Source organism: Arcobacter venerupis (genome assembly GCF_013201665.1).
Classification (GTDB): Bacteria; Campylobacterota; Campylobacteria; order Campylobacterales; family Arcobacteraceae; genus Aliarcobacter; species Aliarcobacter venerupis.
Genome location: NZ_CP053840.1, coordinates 2,765,478 through 2,781,588, shown reverse-complemented (window position 1 = coordinate 2,781,588; position 16,111 = coordinate 2,765,478). Strand labels below are relative to the sequence as shown.

Here is a 16,111-nt window from a genome sequence, read left to right as displayed (position 1 = left end):
CTTAAATTTCTGCATAAGCAACTGCAATTGCAGCTTCTAAATTATCTAGTTTTTTTAATATATCTGAACTTGGTTTTTCATCAATTAGAATTACAGCTAACGCGCCATCTTTCCCTCTTGATAACCTAAAGTCAGCAATATTAATTTTATTATCACCTAAAATTCTTCCAACTTCACCAATTACACCTGGTACATCACTGTTTCTCATAATAATCATTTTACCTTTTGGCTCAATATCTAAAGAAAAACCGCTAATTTCAACAATTCTTTGTACATCATCATTGAATACAGTTCCAGATATTGTTTTAACACCTGTAGAAGTTGTTAGTTTAATAGTTACCTTATTTTGGTAGCCACTATTATTTGAGTATTCAGAAGTTGTAAGTTCAATTCCTTTTTCTTTTGCAATAAAATTAGCATTAACATAGTTTACTTCACTTCCTGAACTAACAGCTAACACTCCAACCGTTGCAAATGTTTGTAAAGAATCTAAATATTCAGAAATTTTACCCTCAGCTGAAATATTAATAGATCTAATTTCACTTTTACTTATTTGTGCTACTAAAAAAGCCATTTTTTGAGTTAATTCAATATATGGTTTTACAAATGGTGGGATTTTACTCTCATCAATTGGTAAATTCAGAGCATTAGGATAAGCAATTCCACGTGCTGATTCAATTGCATTATTTGCCGCTTGAACAGAGATTTCTCTTTGTGATTCTTTTGTATTTGCTCCTAAGTGAGCAGTTACAGTTACATTTGGTAAATCTAATAAAGGATGACTAGTTGCAGGTTCTTTGATAAATACATCAATACCAGCCATTGCAATTTTTCCAGATTTTAGGTTTTCATACAATGCATCTTCATTATATAATCCACCTCTTGCGCAGTTAATTAAAACTACACCATCTTTCATTCTTGCAATTTCTTCGAAACCTATCATATTGATAGTTTCTTTATTTTTTGGCGTATGAATTGTAATAATGTCACAAGATAAGATATCTTCGAAATTAGTTGTATACTTAATACCTAAATCAGTTGCTTTAGTTGAAGGAATATATGGATCGTAAGTCATTACATCCATTTCAAATGATTTAGCTCTAAGTGCAACTCTATGACCAATATTACCAAAACCTATAACTCCAAGTTTTTTACCATAAAGTTCATTTCCATACCAATCTTCTCTTTTCCATACTCTATCATTTTTTAATTGATTATGAGCGTATGGAAATTTTCTCATACAAGATAGCATGTGAGTCATAGTTAATTCAACTGCTGCTATTGTGTTTGCAGTTGGAACATTCATTGCGATTATCCCTCTTTTACTACAACCTTCCATATCAACATTATCATAACCAACACCAGCTCTAATAATTGCTTTTAAATTAGTAGCTGCATTTAAAAATTTCTCATCAACATCAGTAGATGATCTTGTAATTGCTACATGAGCATCTTTGATGATATCTAATAGTTCTGTTTTATTTACATCTGCTGCATATACATAGTTTACATCTTCAGTATTTTGAAGAATTTGTAAACCAGCTTCATGTATATGATCACAAACTACAATTGTATGTTTCGTCATTTAAATAAATCCTATTATTTCATTTGATCTTTTATAATGTCACCTAAAGTCATAGATGAATCATCATTTACAGATTTTAAAACTTCTCTTTCTTGTTGTTGTTCTAATCTTCTAACAGATAATCTAACTCTATTTTTTTTAGTATCAATATTTACAACAACTGCTTCGATTTCATCACCATTTTTTACTTCATCGGCTTTTAATGGACCAAAATCTTCATTTCTAATTAAACCATCAAGGTTATTTTCTAATTTGATGAAAATTCCAAAATCTTTAGCATCTTTTACTGTTCCTTTTACAATATCACCAATTTTATAAGCATCTTGGAATTTTTTTGCAGGAGAATCAGCAATTTCTTTAATTGATAATGAGATATTTTCTTTTTCTCTATCAATTTTGATAATTTTTACTTCAACTTCATCACCTTTTTTGTAAAGAGTTTTACATTTTGCATTAGGTTCCCATGAAGCTTCTTCATTGTGTAATAAACCATCAACATCACCAATGCTAACAAAAGCACCAAAGTCAGTTAATGTGGCAATTTTACCTTTAATTACATCACCAACTTTATGGTCATTAGTGAATTTTGCAAAAGGTTTTTCTTGAAGATTTTTTAAAGATACTCTTAATCTTTTTTGTTCAATATTTAATTCAATAACTTCAACATTGATTTCTTCACCAATTGTTAAAAGTTCTTTTGGATTTTTTAAGTTTTTATTCCATGAAATTTCTGAAATATGTAGTAAACCTTCAATATCATTTCCTAAATCAACAAATGCACCATAAGATTCAAAATTAGAAACAGTTACAGTAATTGTATCTCCAACTTCTAATTCGTCTTTGATCTCTTCCCAAGGATTAGAAAGTGCAGCTTTGATAGATAATGATAAATGTTGTTTTGTTTTGTCATAAGATAAAACAACAACTGAAACTTCATCACCTTCATTGTAATAATTTGCAGGATTAACAGGACCTTTGTATGAGATTTCATTGTAGTTTACTAAACCATCAATTCCACCTAAATCAACAAACATTCCATAAGAAGTAATTTTTTTGATTGTTCCAATAACTGCTTCTTTATTATCTAAAATTTCAGTTACTTTATTGTCTTTTACAGCTTTTGATTCTTCAATTAATTTTTTTCTTGAAACAATAATTGAATTTTGTGCTTTGTTTACTTTAATAACTTTTGCTTTAACAGTTTTTCCAACTGCTCCAATAGCTTTTAAGTAAGATTGTGCCATCGGCATGAAATATTCACAACCATCAGTATCTTCGATTATAAAACCACCTCTTTGTTTAACAGAAACGATTTTACCTTCAATAGTTACGTCTTCTACATTTTCACCATGAAGTTTTACAAAAGCGTCAAATTTTTCTTTTTGTAAAACTTTTTTATGTGAAATACTTGGTCTCTCACCTCTGCTTCCCATTAACATAACAGGAATTGTGTCACCAACTTTGTATTTAACTTCACCACCAATTGTAATTTCAGAAATATTTAATTGACCCTCAATTTTTTGACCAACATCAACTAGAACTCTTTCACTAGAAATTTCTACAATTACACCATCAACTACAGAATTATTTTCTGCATTCTCAAAAGACTCATTAAGCATTTGCTCAAAATCAAAGTCTTCACCTAAATCAATATCTTCGATACCCATTTTATTCCTTCATATTTACCAGTTTTATTAAATGGGATGATTATACAGAAAATTGACTTAAAAACTCTTAGTTGAATGATTCTATTTTATCTATAACTTGTTGTATTATCCAGTCAGGAGTGCTTGCACCAGCTGTTACACCACATAAATCTTTTTTATTAAACCAAATATTTTCAAGTTCAGTTTCATTTTCTATTAGGTAAGAATCTGGACAATTTTCTAAGCAAATTGAGTGTAATTGTTTAGTATTTGATGAGTTTTTGCCACCAATTACAATCATAATATCAACCTCTTTTGAAAGATCTCTAGCTGCATCTTGATTCTCAAAAGTTGCATCGCAAATAGTATTAAAAACTCTAACTTCTTTATTTTTTAAGATTAAAGTATTAACAATTTCAAGATATTTTTCTTTCTTTTTAGTTGTTTGAGCAACGGTTGCAATTTTATTTTGCCTAAATACAATATTGTCTAAATCTGAGGGTTCTAAAATAATATGAACGTCTTCTTGATTTTCTCCATAAGATTGAACACCTTTTACTTCTGGATGATCCGCATCTCCAAAAATAAGTATAGAATATCCTTCATTAGACATTTTTTTTACTATTTGTTGAGGAGTTGTAACAAATGGGCAAGTTGCATTAATAACTTTTGCATTTAATTTTCTTAAATTTTTTAATTCATTTTTGGGAATACCATGTGTTCTAATAATTACCGTATCATTCTCTTTTACATCACTTAAATTATTGTATAAACCTACATTAAAATCATTTTGTAGCCTATTTATTTCATCTTGGTTATGAATAAGTGGACCCATTGTTGCTGAGTTTTTATAATCTTCTGCAATTTTAATTGCTCTTTTTACACCAAAACAAAAACCATAATTTGATGCTAATTTTACTTTCATTAATTATCCTTAAAATTGTCCCAATTTTAAGGGACATTTTTTTAACAAGTTGGCAAAGCAATCTTTAAAGAAGCAAACCATAAAGGGAACAACGAGTTATTCTTAGTATAAAGAGTCTAGAAGTTCTTTAAAATTTGGGAAAGATGTTTCAATACATTGAACATCTTCAATTTCCATATCACTATTAAGTCCAGCTATTGCAAAACTCATGGCAATTCTGTGGTCACCGTGAGAATTTATTACAGCTTTTTGTATAGATCCACCAATTATTTCATATCCATCTTCAAATTCTTTATAAGTTACTCCACAAAGTTTTAAGTTGTTTACAACACTTGAAATCCTATCACTCTCTTTAACTCTTAACTCTTTTGCATTTGAAACTTTTGATTTTCCATTTGCTAAACTCATTGCAATTGATAAGGCTGGCAACTCATCAATAAGCCATGATATATTTTCACTAACGTCAACACCATTTAATTCATTATTAATTACTTCAATATCACCAATAGGCTCGTAAACATTCTCTTTTTCAATAAAGTTTACAATTACACCCATTCTTTTTAAAACTTGATAAGCTTCAATTCTTGTTGGATTTAAAGTTACATTTTTAATAAGAACTCTTGCACCTTTTGTAATAGAAGCTGCAAGTGCAAAGAAAAATGCAGAGGAAGGATCAGTTGGAACTGTAATATTTAAAGGTTTTAAATGTTCAGTTAGAGGATGAATATTTATGAAACCATCTGAATCATTTTCAAGCTTTGCGCCCATTCCTTTTAACATTCTTTCTGTGTGGTCTCTTGTTAATTCATTCTCTTTATATTTTGAAATTCCATTTGCTCTAAGAGCTGCTAAAATCATTGCAGATTTAACTTGAGCTGAATCAACAGGAGAATGGTAAGTAAATGGTTGAAGCTCTTTTACTCCTCTAATAAATAAAGGTGCTTTATTTCCATTTTCTCTTCCATCTATTAGTGCACCGATACTTCTTAGTGGATCTGCAACTCTTTTCATTGGTCTATTTCTTAAATACTTATCACCTGTTAGTGTAAATGCACCATCAACGCTAGCTAATAGCCCACAAAATAGTCTCATTGCTGTTCCTGAGTTTCCACAATCAAGAACATCAGAAGGCTCAGTAAGAGTTGGTGTTGGCGTTATTTCAACGCTTGAACCATCTCTTTTAATAATTGCACCTAATTGTTCTACGATACTTAAAGTATTTAACGTATCTTCAGCTGTTAAATAGTTTTTAATGTATGAAGTTTGGTTTGAAAAAAGCGAAAACATTGCACATCTGTGAGATATTGATTTATCACTTGCAATTGAATCTATTTCTACATCAAATGCTTTTGTCAATTTTTTAATGCTGAATTTTTCCACTTTTTTTCCTTTTGATTATTGTCTTAAACCAATTGATAACTCTTTATTAAGTACATCTAAAATTGAGCTCATTGTTGTTGTAATATCTTCTTCTTCCATCGTTTTTTCATTATTTTGTAAAACAAATCTTATTGTTAAACTCTCATTTTCTTCAAGTTTCTCATCATTATAAATATCAATTAAATTAAATTGTTTAATATTTGAATTATTTAAAGAATTAATTACTTTCTTAATCTCTTTATATTCTAAAGATTTCGGAACAATGATAGTTAAATCTTTTTTTGATGATTGGAATTTTGAATATGAAGTTGTTTTTACAAGTTCATCTTTGATTGCTTCAAAATCAATTTCAGCAACAAATGTATCATTTAAATCAAAATCAGCACAAACACTTGGATGTAATTTACAAATAAATCCCACAACTTTTCCATCAATTAATACATTTGCATTTTGGAAAGGATGAATAAACATATTATCAATATTCGTCATTGGTTCTAAATCAAATTTTCCAACACTATTTAAAATCTTTTTAGAAAATGAGAAAAAATCAATATTTTTTGGTTTTCCTGCATTTGAAAAATCTTCTAATTCAGCAAAGCCCGTTTGAATAAACGATATTTTTTTACTCTCAGCTCTATTTTCATCAAATATTGTTCCTATCTCAAAAAATGCACTAGATCTTACACCAACTTTAAAGTTATTAGCACAAGCTTCTACTAAATTTAAAAGCATAGTTGTTCTAAATGTATTTAATTCTTTTACTATAGGATTTATTAATTCTAATTCATCTTTAACTGTTTTAAAACCATATTTTTCTAAATTCTCTTTTGATGAAAATACATAAGTTAAAGTTTCATAAAAACCATTTTCTATTGCTTTAAATCTTAACTTATTTTTTTTAATTATGTCATTAGACGTTTTGTTAACTCTATTTACTTCATCAATTTGCAGAGGTTTTGCAATAATATTATCAATTCCAATTATTCTAACAATTTCTTCTGTAATATCTGCAATATTTTTTATGTCATGTCTAAAATGAGGTACTTTAGTAACTAAAATACTACCCATATCTTTTACTTCAAAACCTAATGAAACAAGAATTTTTTCAATAGTAATTTTTTCAATTTCTTGACCAATAATTGAATTAACTTTTTTTATATTAACATCAAGTGTTAATTTTTCTTTATCATCAATAAAAGTTTCTACACCTTTGTAAACTAATGCTCCAAATTTAGAAACTAAATTAGAAAAATAATCAATACCGTATTCAATATTAGGTTCACTTCCTCTTGAAGATTTATAAAAAACTTCTCCTGTTTTTACTTTTGTATCAAAAACTCTTTTTGAAATTAGCTCTGGATTTACATAAGAAGCTTCTATAATCAAATCTGTTTCATTAAAATCAATATCTTTATATTCAACACAAATTTTACTTAGTTGTTCACTTCCATAAATATTATCAAAACCTAATTCATCTTTTTTTACATGTAAAATATTAAGATTATTCTTTTTAATAGTTTTTTCTTTTGTATAAGCATTTAAAATTACGCCAGTTGCTTGAGTAGCATAATTTAATATATTTTTTACATCAGAGTTATCTTTATATTTACCAATTATTCCAGTTCTTAATTTTTGTAAAACATTTAATATGAAATTTGAAAAATCAACTATTTTAAAAGATAAAGATGAATCAATATTACTATCACACTCAATTTCTAAAAATTGACCAATTCCTAAATCATTATATTTAATTTGTTTGTCACATTCTAGTAAAGGGATATTATAATATGCACTTAATTCTCTTGCAATTCCATTTATACTTAAACAATCACTTCTATTTGCAGTTAATCCAATTTCAATAACATCATCACATACTTTTGGATATTCTCTTAACTCTTTTCCTAAAATTAATTCTCCAATAGAGTTATCAAGTTCTAAGATTCCATCATTTAATTTTGTAAGTCCAAGTTCAGTTGATGAACAAATCATTCCATTTGATTGTTCACCTCTTAATTTTGCTTCTTTAATAATAAAATTATTTCCCATATCACAACCAACAGTTGCAACTGGAACAAATTGTCCTGCATCTACATTTTTAGCACCGCAAACTATTTGAACTGTTTGTGTCCCTAAATCAACTTGACAAATATTTAATTTATCTGCATCTGGATGTTTCTTTTTTTCTAAAACTTTTCCAATAACTACTTTTGGAACAATTGTAATTCTTTCTAGACTATCAACTTCAAGACCAATTGAATTAAGTGTTTTGCAAATTTCATCCGTAGAAATTTTTGAAATATCTATAAATTCTTCTAACCATGTTCTCGTAATTATCATTTGAATTGTCCTAATAGTCTTGTATCACTTTCAAATAGTGATCTTAAATCTCCAATATTATGAATTAGCATTGCAAATCGCTCAACACCTAATCCAAAAGCATATCCAGATTTATTTTCATAGCCAACTGCTTTAAATACATTTTGATCTACAACACCACAACCTAAAACTTCAAGCCATCCTGTTTGTGAACAAACTCTACATCCCTCACCTTTGCAAAATACACATGATATGTCAACTTCGGCTGATGGTTCTGTGAATGGGAAAAATGAAGGTCTAAATCTTACTTCAACATCACCAAACATATGGTGTAAAAATTCAACTAAAACATGTTTTAAATTTGCAAATGAAACTTTATCTGCTTCATCAACAACTAATGCTTCAATTTGATGAAACATAGGAGTGTGAGTAATATCAAAATCTCTTCTAAATACTGTTCCTGGTGCTATCATTCTAATTGGAGTTTTTTGACTAAGCATAGTTCTAATTTGAACAGGAGATGTGTGAGTTCTTAGTAATGTATAATCTTTATTATAAAATGTATCTTGCATATCACGAGCTGGATGATATTTAGGAAGATTTAGTGCTTCAAAGTTATGAAAATCGTCTTCTACTAAAGGACCCTCTTCAACAGCAAAATTTAAATTTTGAAAATATGTAATTATTCTATCCATTGTTTCAACCACTGGATGAGTAGCTCCACAAGTTAGTTCATTGTTAAATCTTGTTACATCAATTTTTTCATTTTCTAGCTTCTTATTTAAAGCCTCTTTTTCTAAAATTACTTTTTTTGATTCTAAAGCATTAGTAACTAATTCTTTTTGTTTATTTAAATTTTCTGCAAATGCTTTTTTTTCTTCATTTGGAACACTTTTCATTTTAGCAAATTCTAAAGTTAAAATACCTTTTTTACCTAAAGTATCAATTCTAAGATTTTCTAATTCTTCAAGTGAAGCTGCATTGGTTATTTTTTCAATCCACTGTGTCACTTTTTTCTCCCTAATTTGTAAATAATTATCTTGGATTTAAATTATTCGTATCTGTATTTTTGGGATTATACTTAAAGATTTATTAGAGTTTGGTTATAATATTTTACTATTTAATTTCAAGGAAAAATAATGTGTATATTCTGTAAGATTGTAAAAGGTGAGATACCAAATCAAACTATTTTAGAAGATGAAAATTTTTTAGCATTTAACGATATTAATCCTACTAGAAAAATTCATGTTTTAATTATTCCAAAAGAACATTATGACTCTTTTGATGTAGTACCTTCAAATATTATGGCTGATATGACTACTTTTATTCAAAAAGTTGCAGCTAAATTAGATATAAAACAAAGTGGCTATAGATTGATTACAAATATTGGAGATCATGGTGGACAAGAGGTTCATCATTTACATTTTCACTTAATTGGTGGGGAACCAGTTGGTAGATTAGTTAGATAAGAAGTTTACTTCTTATCTTTGAGATTATTTTTCTAAAAAAGAACCTAAGTTCATAATTTTTTCATATTTTTTATTAGATCTTTCTTCAGGAGTTAATTTTTTTAACTCAGTTAAAGAGTTTAAAAAATACTCTTTTAAAGCTAGAATAGCCTCTTCTTTTTTTCTATGTGCACCAATTAATGGTTCATTTATTACATCATCAATCAAATTTAATTCTTTTAAGTTTTCAGCTGTAATTTTTAATGCATTTGCAGCAGTTTCAACTTTTGAAGGATCATTCCACAATATAGCACTACATCCCTCTGGTGAGATAACAGCATAAACAGAATATCTCATCATAGCTAGTTTATCAGCAACTGAAATTGCTAATGCACCACCTGAACCACCTTCTCCAATTACAACAGAAACAGTTGGAGTTGTTAAGTCAGCAAATTCATATAAATTTCTTGCAATCGCTTCACTTTGACTTCTTTCTTCTGCTCCAATTCCTGGATATGCACCCGGAGTATCAACTAACATGAGTATAGGAATTTGAAATTTCTCAGCCATTTTAGCTGCTCTTAATGCTTTTCTATAACCTTCAGGATTTGGCATCCCGAAATTTCTGAAAAGTTTATCTTTAGTTCCTCTTCCTTTTTGTTCACCAATTACTAATACTTTTTGATCATTAATATATCCCAGATAACATACAATTGCATGGTCATCTACATAGTGTCTATCCCCATGAATTTCATAAGCATTTGTTAGTAAACCATTTATATAGTCTAGTGAATAAGGTCTATCTGGATGTCGTGCAAGTTGTAGTTTTTGATAATCACTTAAGTTTTTGAAAGTTTTTTCAACTTCTTTTTCTAATTTTTTTTCTAAAATATCAACAGCATGTTCATCTGCTTTTGTTTTAGCTATTATTATATCATCTTCAATTTTTTTGATTTTATCTTCGAATTCTAGGTAAGCTGCCAATTTTTTCCCTTTAAAAAAAAAAGAGATAATAAAAATTATCTCCTTTATAGTTAGGTTTTATTTTAAATTATTTTTCATATTTTCTAAATATTACAGAACCATTAGTTCCACCAAAACCAAAATTATTACTCATAACAGTAGTTAAATTTGCTTTTCTTGCAACATTTGCAACATAATCTAAATCACATTCTGGGTCTTGATTATCTATATTAATAGTTGGAGGAATAATTCCCTCTTCAAGAGCCTTGATAGTAAAAATAGCTTCAATAGCTCCTGCTGCTCCTAAACAATGTCCAATTTGACCTTTAGTTGAAGAAACTAATGGTATATCTTTTCCATCAAATAGTGCTTTAATTGCTGCTGTTTCATTTTTATCACCAACAGGAGTTGATGTTCCATGTGCATTAATATAATCAATTTTTGGATATTCTCCAGTAATGCTTTTTGCCATTTCAAATGCTGCTTTCATAGCTCTTAACGGACCATCCATAACAGGTGAAGTGATGTGATTAGCATCGCCTGATTCTCCGAATCCAATAATTTCAGCATAAATTTTAGCACCACGTGCTAGTGCTATTTCTAAATCTTCAACAACTAGTGCTCCAGCACCTTCTCCCATTACAAAACCATCTCTATCAATATCAAATGGTCTAGACGATTTTTTAGGCTCATCATTTCTTGTCGATAATGCTTTCATCGCTGCAAATCCTGCAACTCCTGCACCACAAATTGCACTTTCTGCACCTACTACTAAAACTCTATCTGCTCCACCAATCATTATAGTTTTTACAGCATCATTTAAAGCATGTGTTGAAGCAGCACAAGCAGTAACATGTGCCAATGATGGACCTCTTAAATTATGTTCAATAGAAATAAATCCACTTAACATATTAGCAAGTGATGATGGAATAAAGAAAGGTGAAACTTTTCTTGAACCTTTTGTTTCGCAAACAACAGAATTTCTTTCAATCGTTGATAAACCACCAATTCCAGAACCAGAAATCATTCCAAATCTATCTGCAATAGAAGCATCAACTTTTTTATTTTCTTGTGTTACATAACCAGAATCAATCATAGCTTCAAGAGCAGCTTTTATACCTAATTGAATAAATCTATCAGCTTTTTTTACTTCTTTTTTGTCCATAACAGTTGTAGGATCGAAATCTTTTACTTCACCAGCAATTTTTACAGAAAATTCACTTGCATCAAATAGTGTAATTGTGTCAATACCACAAACACCATCTACAACAGCTTTGAAAGAATCTTTTACATTATGTCCTGTAGAATTAATAGTACCAATACCCGTTACAACAACTCTTCTCATTTAAATATGCTCCATGTTTTTATTATTTGAATTATTCAATTTTTTTATAAAAAAACTCAATAGTTTAAATATAAATAGAAGAATTAATCTTCTATTTAAATAGCGTATAAATTACGCGTTATTTTCGATGTAATTTATAGCGTCAGCAACAGTTAAGATTTTTTCAGCATCTTCATCAGGGATTTCGATGTCAAATTTTTCTTCTAATGCCATAACTAATTCAACAACATCTAAAGAGTCAGCACCTAAATCTTCAATAAATTTTGAATCTTCTTTTACTTCTGCTGGATCGCAATCTAATTGCTCAATAACAACTTCTTTTACATCATCTAATAATGCCATACTTATTCCTTTTATAAAATTATTTACGTATTATAACAAAAAAGTTTTTAAAAACTCTTTTAAATTAAATATTTGAAGTTTAATTAAAAATATTAAACGTATAATCCACCGTTAACTTTTAATATTTCACCTGTAATATATGAAGCATGATCACTTAATAAAAATGCTACTGCATCAGCTATTTCTGAGGGTTGACCGAATCTTGAAAGAGGAATATTTTTCTCATATTCAGCTTTTACTTCATCTTTTAATTCATGTGTCATATCTGTTTGAATAAATCCAGGTGTAACTGCGTTATATCTAATTCCTCTTGAAGCTGCTTCTTTTGCAAATGATTTTGTCATTGCATTTAAGCCACCTTTTGAAGCTGAATAGTTAGTTTGACCAGCATTTCCCATTTCTCCAACAATTGAAGAGATATTAACAACTGAACCAAATCTTTTTTTACTCATTACTTTTAAAGCTTCTTTACAACCTATAAATCCAGATGTTAAGTTTGCACTAATTACATCATTAAAATCTGCAACACTCATTCTTAAAGCTAATTTATCTTTTGTAATTCCAGCATTATTAACTAAATAAGATAATTCACCATCAGCATCAACTATTGTTTTAACTGCATTTGCAAATTCATCTTCATTTGTTACATCAGCTTTTATAATTGCAGCAATTCCTCCTGCTTTTTCAATCTCTTCTTTTATAGCTTCAGCAGCTTCAGCGCCACTTCTATAATTTATCCAAACTTTTAGTCCAAAACCTGCAAGAGTTTTTGCAATTTGTGCACCAATTCCTCTACTTGCACCTGTAACTAATACATTAGAACCTGTAAATTTCATTTTAATCCTTTTTAATTTTACATTAATTGTTTATTATATCAACACTTTTATAAATAATATATTTGAGTGTTAAACGCCTCTTTTATTATTCCACACTCTAATATGTAATCTATCACAATATCTAAAACCATTTTCTATTGCCATATTTATCACATCTTCACAATTTTTATTTATCTCATCTGCTGTATCACCAAGTGGCATTAAATATACTTCACACTTTGGAATATCTTCTAAAATTGCATGAATTTCTTTATTTGCATCTTGTAAAAAATCTTTTCCAATAACAAATTTCAAATATGATTTTTTTGTATTTGTTAATATTTTTGTAAGAGTTTCTTTATTTATTCGCTTTTTTAAAGGCTCTAATGAATTACTTAATTTTACACTCATTGAAAATAAAATCTCTTTTTGATAGTCAAATTCAAAGTTTAAGTTTAGTGAAGCATTTGTTTCAATTGTAACTTTATGACCATCATTTATGTAATGTTTTATTAGTTTTTGAAACTCAATTTTATTCCAATATAATAAAGGTTCTCCACCAGTTATTACAATATCGATTTTATAATTGTTTGGATATTTTGATAATAATTCATTTACTTCACTTACAATCTCTTCATAAGATTTATATTTTGTCCAAGTATCTTTAAACTCTGTATCAACAGCGTAATATGAATCACAAGCACATTTTTTTATTCCACTTGGAGTTTCATACTCAACTTGAAATCCTTCACACTTGAAATTACATTTTCCAAATCTAATAAAAATTGAAGGAGTTCCTACAAGTTTTCCTTCACCTTGAATTGTTGGTCCAAAGATTTCATTTATCTCAAGCATAAAAGGTACTTTTACTTTTCGGTGTTTCTAAAAATTCCACATGGGAAACTTTTATATTTAATTTATCCATCTTTTTTTGAACAATTTTTAAAAACCAAGCTGAAAGATTCTCACTTGTTGGTACAAAATCTACAATTACATAACCCTCATAAAGCTCTTTAATGTGATTTTCTTCATCTTTAAATTTTGTTAAATCTACTAAATAGAAGTTTTCATCAAATTTTATTAATTCTGATTTTTCTATTTTTGGAAGTAGTGTTGAAAATAAAGGATCATTTAAATCTAAAATAAATTTATGATCTAATACATCATCAATAAATTGTTTAAACCAATTTAGATGTTTAAAGTCTGTAACCATTCCATCTTTTAATTCATGAGCTTCTAAATAAACTAAAATTTTCCCTTGGTGTCCATGTAAATGTCTGCATTTTAAACATGAATCCAATGAAAATTCGGCATCTAAAGTTTGTGACCAAACTCTATGTCCATAACAAAATTCAAACTCTTTTGATATTTTCCAATGCATTATAAAGCCTTGTAAGCAATTGGATCAATTTGATTTGCTATTTTAAATCCATTTAATCTTAATCTACAAGAATCACAAACTCCGCATGCTTCTTCCTCTTCTTTATAACAAGACCAAGTATGTTCAAGTGGAACATTTAGTTTTTTTGCTTCTAAAACAATTTGTGCTTTTGAAAGATGAACTAAAGGAGTTTTTATATCAATATGAGTATCTTCTTTTGTTCCTTGATTTATAGCTCTTTTCATGTCTGATATAAATAAATCAGTACAATCTGGGTAACCTGAACTATCTTCTTGAACAACTCCAATATACATGGCAGTTGCACCTTCTTTTTCTGCAATTGCTGCCGTTATTGATAAAAATATCCCATTTCTAAATGGAACATAAGTTATAGGAACACCAGTTTCAACTCCACCTGTTGGTACATCAATATTTTTATCTGTTAAAGCACTCGCTCCAATTTGTGTAAAAAATGGAATATCTATTTCATATTTTTCTAAAATCTTTAAATCTTCACAAATATCTCTAAATGCTTTTAGTTCTCTGTCTTGTGTTCTTTGTCCATAATTAAAATGAACTGCAATTATTTCATATCCATCATTTTTTGCTATGTATGAAGCTAATGTTGAATCCATTCCTCCACTTAAAATGCATATTGCTTTTTTAGTTTTGTTATTCATGTGTTAAAAAGTCCTTTTTTATATCGCTAAAGAATTTCCAATTTATTGGTAATATTTTTATTAAATTATCTTTTTTTAAAGTTTCAACTTCATCATCAATAATAATCATTGAATTACATGAGCTTAAAATTGATACCATTCCTGGTGACCTTTTTTGCGAAACTTCAAAAAATTCTCCATCAAAAAAACCTGGAATTATTGTAGTCTTACCTTTTTTTGTGCAAAAGGTATCTTTGATTTTTCCAAGTATAAAATTTTGATGAATATTTTTTGAACCTAGAAATTTTTGAATTAATATTTTTCCAAACATTTCAAATATAAGCGCAGATGCTAAAGGATTACCAGGAAGATTCAAAATATATGTATCTTTAATTTTTCCAAAAACCGTTGGTTTTCCTGGTTTTACATTTATTCCATCAAAAAGTGTTTCAAATCCTAATTCATAAAATGCCTCTTTTGTAAAATCAGCATCCCCAACAGAAACACCACCTGAAGTAATTATTAAATCGGCATCTAATGAGTTATTAACTAACTCTTTAATAGCTTCAATAGTATCTTTTGCTTGGCCTATAAATGTTACATCACAACCTAATTCTTGAGTTCTTGAAATAAATGTTGGAGTGTTTGAATTATAAATTTGAAAAGATTCAATTTTTTCATAATGAAGTTTTAACTCTTCACCACTTGTAAAAATAGTAACTTTTGGTTTTTTATAAACTTTTATATGAGATATTCCTTGACTTGCAAGTAGGGCAATTTTTGAGAAATTTATTTCATCACCAATATTTATTAAAAGTTCATTTTGTTTTATATCTTCACCAATATATCTTATATGTTGAAATTCTTTAACATTTTTTAAAATTTTTATTTTATTATCATTAAGTTCTTCTATATCTTCTTTTGGAATTATAGCTGTTGAATTTTCTGGAATTTTTGCACCAGTCATGATTTTTATGCAAGAATTTTTTTCTAATAATTTATCGTTATTATCACCTGCAAAAATAATATCAATTATTTCTAATTCACTATTTTTATCTTCATAAATTATTGCATAACCATCCATTGCTGAATTATTAAATTTTGGTAAAAAACTTGTGGCAAAAACATCTTGAGCACATATTCTACTTGTAGCATTTTCTATTGGGATAATTTCAAAATTAAGACTTAGTGTTAAATTTGAAATAATATCTACAGCAGTTTGTACATTAATAGCCATATTATTCCTTTTTGTAGTTAAAATAAAAACTTATGACAAGTTAGATATAATACCAAAATTTTTTAAAAG

The 16,111-nt window shown here is 28.2% G+C and carries 15 protein-coding genes; 1 reads left to right on the top strand and 14 read right to left on the bottom strand.

The genetic code is table 11. From position 1 onward, the window contains the following. Window position 1 precedes the first annotated feature (1 nt). The 6 genes from serA to pheS form a co-directional block, all read right to left on the bottom strand. A complete protein-coding gene (gene serA / locus AVENP_RS13790) occupies window positions 2-1,585 on the bottom strand; it encodes a phosphoglycerate dehydrogenase (protein ID WP_128359958.1) in 1,584 nt (527 codons plus the stop codon). 14 nt (window positions 1,586-1,599) lie between these two features. Continuing rightward, complete coding sequence (locus AVENP_RS13785) at window positions 1,600-3,252, bottom strand: 30S ribosomal protein S1 (protein WP_128359957.1); 1,653 nt, start codon at window positions 3,250-3,252, stop codon at window positions 1,600-1,602. A gap of 67 nt (window positions 3,253-3,319) precedes the next feature. Further along, window positions 3,320-4,156 carry a 4-hydroxy-3-methylbut-2-enyl diphosphate reductase gene (locus AVENP_RS13780; RefSeq protein WP_128359956.1) on the bottom strand — a complete coding sequence of 279 codons (837 nt, stop codon included), beginning with the start codon at window positions 4,154-4,156 and terminating at the stop codon, window positions 3,320-3,322. A gap of 102 nt (window positions 4,157-4,258) precedes the next feature. Beyond that, the gene (aroA, locus tag AVENP_RS13775) at window positions 4,259-5,536 is read right to left on the bottom strand and encodes a 3-phosphoshikimate 1-carboxyvinyltransferase (RefSeq protein WP_128359955.1); all 1,278 of its coding nucleotides are present in this window, start codon (window positions 5,534-5,536) and stop codon (window positions 4,259-4,261) included. A 15-nt stretch (window positions 5,537-5,551) separates the two neighbouring features. Continuing rightward, the gene (pheT, locus tag AVENP_RS13770; protein WP_128359954.1) at window positions 5,552-7,873 is read right to left on the bottom strand and encodes a phenylalanine--tRNA ligase subunit beta; all 2,322 of its coding nucleotides are present in this window, start codon (window positions 7,871-7,873) and stop codon (window positions 5,552-5,554) included. Then, window positions 7,870-8,862: a phenylalanine--tRNA ligase subunit alpha gene (gene pheS / locus AVENP_RS13765; RefSeq protein WP_128359953.1), complete on the bottom strand. Its 993-nt coding sequence runs from the start codon at window positions 8,860-8,862 to the stop codon at window positions 7,870-7,872. Before pheS ends, pheT begins: the two co-directional genes overlap by 4 nt. A gap of 129 nt (window positions 8,863-8,991) precedes the next feature. Between pheS and AVENP_RS13760 the strand changes: the two genes are divergently transcribed. Continuing rightward, complete coding sequence (locus tag AVENP_RS13760) at window positions 8,992-9,321, top strand: histidine triad nucleotide-binding protein (RefSeq protein ID WP_128359952.1); 330 nt, start codon at window positions 8,992-8,994, stop codon at window positions 9,319-9,321. Window positions 9,322-9,345: 24 nt separating this feature from the next. Here AVENP_RS13760 and accA read toward each other — a convergent pair whose 3' ends face one another. The 8 genes from accA to AVENP_RS13720 all read right to left on the bottom strand — a co-directional run bounded on the left by accA (window position 9,346) and on the right by AVENP_RS13720 (window position 16,042). Continuing rightward, window positions 9,346-10,284 carry an acetyl-CoA carboxylase carboxyl transferase subunit alpha gene (accA, locus tag AVENP_RS13755; RefSeq protein ID WP_128359951.1) on the bottom strand — a complete coding sequence of 313 codons (939 nt, stop codon included), beginning with the start codon at window positions 10,282-10,284 and terminating at the stop codon, window positions 9,346-9,348. A gap of 67 nt (window positions 10,285-10,351) precedes the next feature. After that, a complete protein-coding gene (locus AVENP_RS13750; protein ID WP_128359950.1) occupies window positions 10,352-11,608 on the bottom strand; it encodes a beta-ketoacyl-ACP synthase II in 1,257 nt (418 codons plus the stop codon). 111 nt (window positions 11,609-11,719) lie between these two features. After that, complete coding sequence (gene acpP / locus AVENP_RS13745; protein ID WP_128359949.1) at window positions 11,720-11,950, bottom strand: acyl carrier protein; 231 nt, start codon at window positions 11,948-11,950, stop codon at window positions 11,720-11,722. 92 nt (window positions 11,951-12,042) lie between these two features. After that, window positions 12,043-12,786, bottom strand: coding sequence for a 3-oxoacyl-ACP reductase FabG (gene fabG, locus AVENP_RS13740; RefSeq protein ID WP_128359948.1), 744 nt, complete (start codon window positions 12,784-12,786; stop codon window positions 12,043-12,045). Between the two features lie 69 nt (window positions 12,787-12,855). Next, window positions 12,856-13,620, bottom strand: coding sequence for a 7-carboxy-7-deazaguanine synthase QueE (locus tag AVENP_RS13735; protein ID WP_128359947.1), 765 nt, complete (start codon window positions 13,618-13,620; stop codon window positions 12,856-12,858). After that, the gene (locus AVENP_RS13730; protein ID WP_128359946.1) at window positions 13,613-14,146 is read right to left on the bottom strand and encodes a 6-carboxytetrahydropterin synthase; all 534 of its coding nucleotides are present in this window, start codon (window positions 14,144-14,146) and stop codon (window positions 13,613-13,615) included. Before AVENP_RS13730 ends, AVENP_RS13735 begins: the two co-directional genes overlap by 8 nt. Then, window positions 14,146-14,826, bottom strand: coding sequence for a 7-cyano-7-deazaguanine synthase QueC (gene queC / locus AVENP_RS13725; protein ID WP_128359945.1), 681 nt, complete (start codon window positions 14,824-14,826; stop codon window positions 14,146-14,148). The genes AVENP_RS13730 and queC overlap by 1 nt, the downstream gene beginning before the upstream one ends. Continuing rightward, complete coding sequence (locus AVENP_RS13720) at window positions 14,819-16,042, bottom strand: molybdopterin molybdotransferase MoeA (protein ID WP_128359944.1); 1,224 nt, start codon at window positions 16,040-16,042, stop codon at window positions 14,819-14,821. Before AVENP_RS13720 ends, queC begins: the two co-directional genes overlap by 8 nt. Window positions 16,043-16,111: the final 69 nt, after the last annotated feature.

Excerpts from the sequence above, each read along its gene's own strand:
- fabG (WP_128359948.1), bottom strand. The coding sequence starts at position 12,786 with ATGAAATTTACAGGTTCTAATGTATTAGTTACAGGTGCAAGTAGAGGA.
- pheT (WP_128359954.1), bottom strand. The coding sequence starts at position 7,873 with ATGATAATTACGAGAACATGGTTAGAAGAATTTATAGATATTTCAAAA.
- AVENP_RS13780 (WP_128359956.1), bottom strand. The coding sequence starts at position 4,156 with ATGAAAGTAAAATTAGCATCAAATTATGGTTTTTGTTTTGGTGTAAAA.
- AVENP_RS13785 (WP_128359957.1), bottom strand. The coding sequence starts at position 3,252 with ATGGGTATCGAAGATATTGATTTAGGTGAAGACTTTGATTTTGAGCAA.
- AVENP_RS13730 (WP_128359946.1), bottom strand. The coding sequence starts at position 14,146 with ATGCATTGGAAAATATCAAAAGAGTTTGAATTTTGTTATGGACATAGA.
- queC (WP_128359945.1), bottom strand. The coding sequence starts at position 14,826 with ATGAATAACAAAACTAAAAAAGCAATATGCATTTTAAGTGGAGGAATG.
- AVENP_RS13720 (WP_128359944.1), bottom strand. The coding sequence starts at position 16,042 with ATGGCTATTAATGTACAAACTGCTGTAGATATTATTTCAAATTTAACA.
- AVENP_RS13750 (WP_128359950.1), bottom strand. The coding sequence starts at position 11,608 with ATGAGAAGAGTTGTTGTAACGGGTATTGGTACTATTAATTCTACAGGA.
- AVENP_RS13735 (WP_128359947.1), bottom strand. The coding sequence starts at position 13,620 with ATGCTTGAGATAAATGAAATCTTTGGACCAACAATTCAAGGTGAAGGA.
- serA (WP_128359958.1), bottom strand. The coding sequence starts at position 1,585 with ATGACGAAACATACAATTGTAGTTTGTGATCATATACATGAAGCTGGT.
- AVENP_RS13760 (WP_128359952.1), top strand. The coding sequence starts at position 8,992 with ATGTGTATATTCTGTAAGATTGTAAAAGGTGAGATACCAAATCAAACT.
- acpP (WP_128359949.1), bottom strand. The coding sequence starts at position 11,950 with ATGGCATTATTAGATGATGTAAAAGAAGTTGTTATTGAGCAATTAGAT.